This is a genomic window from Citrobacter sp. (assembly GCF_050252275.1).
GTDB lineage: Bacteria > Pseudomonadota > Gammaproteobacteria > Enterobacterales > Enterobacteriaceae > Citrobacter_A > Citrobacter_A amalonaticus.
Genome location: NZ_JBFWLF010000377.1, coordinates 1 through 3,469, shown reverse-complemented (window position 1 = coordinate 3,469; position 3,469 = coordinate 1). Strand labels below are relative to the sequence as shown.

At 54.1% G+C, this 3,469-nt stretch carries 6 protein-coding genes; all 6 read right to left on the bottom strand.

Annotated features, from left to right (window positions below; translation table 11 throughout):
• The coding region (locus tag AB7E14_RS21835) for a DNA primase family protein (protein WP_428169952.1) at positions 1 to 1,613 on the bottom strand (1,613 nt) is incomplete at its 3' end.
• Positions 1,613 to 1,924, bottom strand: a complete 312-nt coding sequence (locus tag AB7E14_RS21830) for a DUF4222 domain-containing protein (RefSeq protein ID WP_316961994.1) — start codon at positions 1,922 to 1,924, stop codon at positions 1,613 to 1,615. The genes AB7E14_RS21835 and AB7E14_RS21830, both read right to left, overlap by 1 nt.
• A gap of 11 nt (positions 1,925 to 1,935) precedes the next feature.
• On the bottom strand, positions 1,936 to 2,142 hold the full coding sequence (locus tag AB7E14_RS21825) for a hypothetical protein (RefSeq protein WP_316961995.1): 207 nt from the start codon (positions 2,140 to 2,142) through the stop codon (positions 1,936 to 1,938).
• Positions 2,132 to 2,320: a hypothetical protein gene (locus AB7E14_RS21820; RefSeq protein WP_316961996.1), complete on the bottom strand. Its 189-nt coding sequence runs from the start codon at positions 2,318 to 2,320 to the stop codon at positions 2,132 to 2,134. The genes AB7E14_RS21825 and AB7E14_RS21820 overlap by 11 nt, the downstream gene beginning before the upstream one ends.
• On the bottom strand, positions 2,317 to 3,180 hold the full coding sequence (locus AB7E14_RS21815) for a tyrosine-type recombinase/integrase (protein ID WP_316962012.1): 864 nt from the start codon (positions 3,178 to 3,180) through the stop codon (positions 2,317 to 2,319). Before AB7E14_RS21815 ends, AB7E14_RS21820 begins: the two co-directional genes overlap by 4 nt.
• Positions 3,173 to 3,379 carry a host cell division inhibitor Icd-like protein gene (locus AB7E14_RS21810; RefSeq protein WP_428169951.1) on the bottom strand — a complete coding sequence of 69 codons (207 nt, stop codon included), beginning with the start codon at positions 3,377 to 3,379 and terminating at the stop codon, positions 3,173 to 3,175. The genes AB7E14_RS21815 and AB7E14_RS21810 overlap by 8 nt, the downstream gene beginning before the upstream one ends.
• Positions 3,380 to 3,469: the final 90 nt, after the last annotated feature.

Below are 3,469 nucleotides of genomic sequence, written 5' to 3'. Positions count from 1 at the left end.
AATTTATTCAGTGTCAGCGGCTTGTCGAAACCGTTGGCCTCCAGGAATGCCAGGTAAGCGTGATAAAGATAAACGCGCGGATAATGTGGTGGGTTACGGTTGCCCACCAGCATTCCGGCGCAGTCGGCCAGGCGCTCAAGATGCGCACAGAAGGCGTACAGGGGATCCGTTTTTTGCTTCACCTCCAGTGCTTCTTCGCTGTTCCGTTGCTCCAGCAGCAGCGCCCGCGCTTTTTCCGGGTTCGCAAAGTTCGCCAGCAGCCGGCGAACAACCACCGGAATTTCAGCGGATATCTTTTCTGCCAGTTCGGGATCCTTATCCTCTTCGCTGACGCGCCGGTTAAACTGGAAAATCACGCGGCGCCGGGAAACGCCGCCGGCACGTTCGGTGAAAATCATCGGCGTATTGTTCGTGGCCACAACCACCGCCCGCAGAACGGCGGTGTACTGGTGCTCGTGCTTCGGGTCGATCTCCACGGCATCCCCGCCGGTTATCGCTTTTATCCCGGTGCCCTCTCCTGAATATTTGGGCTGATCAGGAAGCGTTATCATGCTCTTGCCGACGAACTGCGCACGCCCGCGCGCGCTGTCGAGCGCCGCCATGTTCCCGCTGGCGGTGTTATGCGCGCCGGCCAGCATCGTGGCGATATGGGTAAAGACGCTTTTCCCGCTGCCGCCCTCTCCGGTTATCTCGAGGAACAGCTGCCAGTCGTAGCGGTTCGCCAGCACCATAAAGAGCGCAGCAGCAATACGCTGCATCTTAATTGCGTCTCTATCTGATGCGTAACTTAGCCACTTATGGAAGTTCGGCGCGTGGTCACGGAGGTTTTCGCCCGGCACCGCCGGCGTATAGGTCACGCCGTTATGGTTGGTCAGCCAGTTATCCTGGCTGTGGTCGGAGAAAATGCCGGTTTCCATATCGTAGACGCCGTTAGCAAAGGGGATCAGACTGCGCTGCGGCTCACCCATTACCGGGATAACGATTTTCAGGGCGTCGATAATGTTGTTGATCGCGCGCTTGCTGAAGTTGGTTTTGTTCTCGTTGTAGATAGCCACCATTTCGCGACTCAATTCGAGCAGAGACGTTTTCTCCCAGATGCCGGAGCGGTAGACGTACACGCATTCGCTGTTTTCATGAATCGCAATGCCGGTATAACGTGCGGCCAGTATGAGCGCCTTTTCGTTATCAGCCAGGTCACGGAGGTTTACATCCGTCAGTGGTTTGCCAATCACCATGCTTTTGCCGGCTTCCGCATCGGCTTTGAGGCGCGGCAGCTGCGGCGTCCAGTCCTCCAGAAGCTCATAACCTTCAGAGTAGAATTGCGCTCGCTCCACGCCGGCCACCGCCAGCTTTGTTGCGAGAATGGTTATCTGCCGTTCTGTCAGATGCCCGCCACGGTAAACCCGGGCATAGAGCCGGCCGTCATCCACAATGCGGATATTCTCCAGCTCTGCCAGCTGCTTTTTATCCAGCACAACCGGCGGCACCATGTCGCCAATCGGGTTCATTTCCTGCCATGCTTTGGCGAACGTCCAGGCATCAGCGCCGGCAAAGATAATAGCCTCTTCCATGAGATCCGCCGGCTGCTTTTTAAGGTTTGGTGCATTTTTCATTATTTACTACCCCGTTCCCGGATAATTTCACGCATAACACGAATTCTTTCAGCGCCCTGCACCTGCATAATTCGATCAATATCTTTCGTTTCTGAAAAAGGCGCGGCAGATACAAAAGTAAATTCACGCTCCAGCCGTCCTGGTGTGCAAATACAAGGGGAGTCATATCCTTCGCGGTAATATGTCACTCTGTTGAATCGGTAACTTTCGATAATTACGATCCCGCCCCGGTTGTCTTTCCATTTATCGCCCGGCCTGATTTCAGGGTGAGCGTGGCCGCCAGCAGCTAAGCCGGAATTTTTAATCGTCATATTTATTTACCTCATGCAGCCGGAGGAATTACCTGATAACCAATTTTCATCAGAAAGCGGGCTGCGCTCTCTACAGAGAAAATCATTTCATCGCCCAGCAATGGGCGCATTGTTTGTATACCGTTAGACGTGTCCACCAGATATCGGCCACCAACCGGAAAACTATAAACAGCTTTGCCGTCTGCCCGGCGCACCAGATCATAAATGTCATTCATCATCACCCCCGACGAGGTCGTGAACGTCATGGCAGGTAGATAAAGACATTTCAACAGCCATCTGAAGCAATGCATCAACATCTGATAAATCAAGCTCGACCACTGCAAGCCGGGTTGCCTGTAGTAATGCATGAAGTCTTGTTATTTGGCCTTCGATCACAGAAAGATTGGCATTCATCATGCGGTAACCTCCATCGCGAGACGTGTCTGGATAGCCGCGGCCTTGCTCCCCAACTGGAGATAAGTCCGGGTGATTGCCGGGTTACTGTGCCCGAGCATTTCAGAGGCGACCAGCAAGCCCTGTTCGCCACCGGCGGACATGAGATTAAAGGCTGCAATTTTGCGGCTGGAGTAGGCGCTCAGGCGCAGACGGGTATTGATTACACGGGTAACGTTGTGCAGTTTCTTCCAGATCGTCTGGCGGCTCACGCTACCTTCCAGAGACTGACAACGGTTACTTTCAATCTGAGAACGCGAAAATACCAGGTCATCATCCACCAGATTACGCTCCTGACGTTCGCGCAGTCGCTTAATGATGCCCGGCGGCAGCTGCTTGGTGTCGTGCTTAACTTCAGCCTTTGCCACCAGCTCAAACACGATAGCCTGTTCCTCATCGGTCATGCCGGCGGCCAGCTCGTCGCAGCTAACACTATCCCAGTGCATGTACGCGATGTGATCACCCGCAAGGCGTGCCGCATCCTTGCGCTGCTGGCGAACAATTTCGATCCCCTTCCGGGTCGCCCTAGCTTCTGCTGCTTTGGTCTGCTTCGCAACGATGATGGTCGCAATACCGGTTTCCCAGTTGATGCACGAGTAACGGAAGTTGCACACGTCGCTGGTACGCCAGCCGGTAACGGTCGCAATATCCCACCAAAGCAGCACCCATTCCGGCTGTGTCTGCTGGATACGTTCGCGCAGCTTGCGCTGTTCTTCCCGTTCGTAGACGGGGGTCATGGTGCGGGTGCCTTTCGTGGTAGTGGCTTTTACCACGTTGCCGCGCAGCTCGCGGGCTTTAGCTGTAAGGGTCTGGAGGTTAAACATGGCTACCTCCCAGTTTTGCAACATCCAGTTCAAACGCGCCGCTGCTGTACTGATAAAGCGAACATTCAGAGCGAATTTTAGCGGCAAAGATAAGATCCCAGCGGGAATACCACTCGCGGGCTTCTTGCTCACTATCGGCAACAATGCGGATAACAACGGGAGTGAATCGCCACGGGTTTAACAGACACCTCAGAGTCATTTAAGATGGCTTAAAGAGAGGTGCCCATGAGCGGTAAGCGTTATCCCGAAGAGTTTAAAATTGAAGCAGTCAAACAGGTTGTTGATCGCG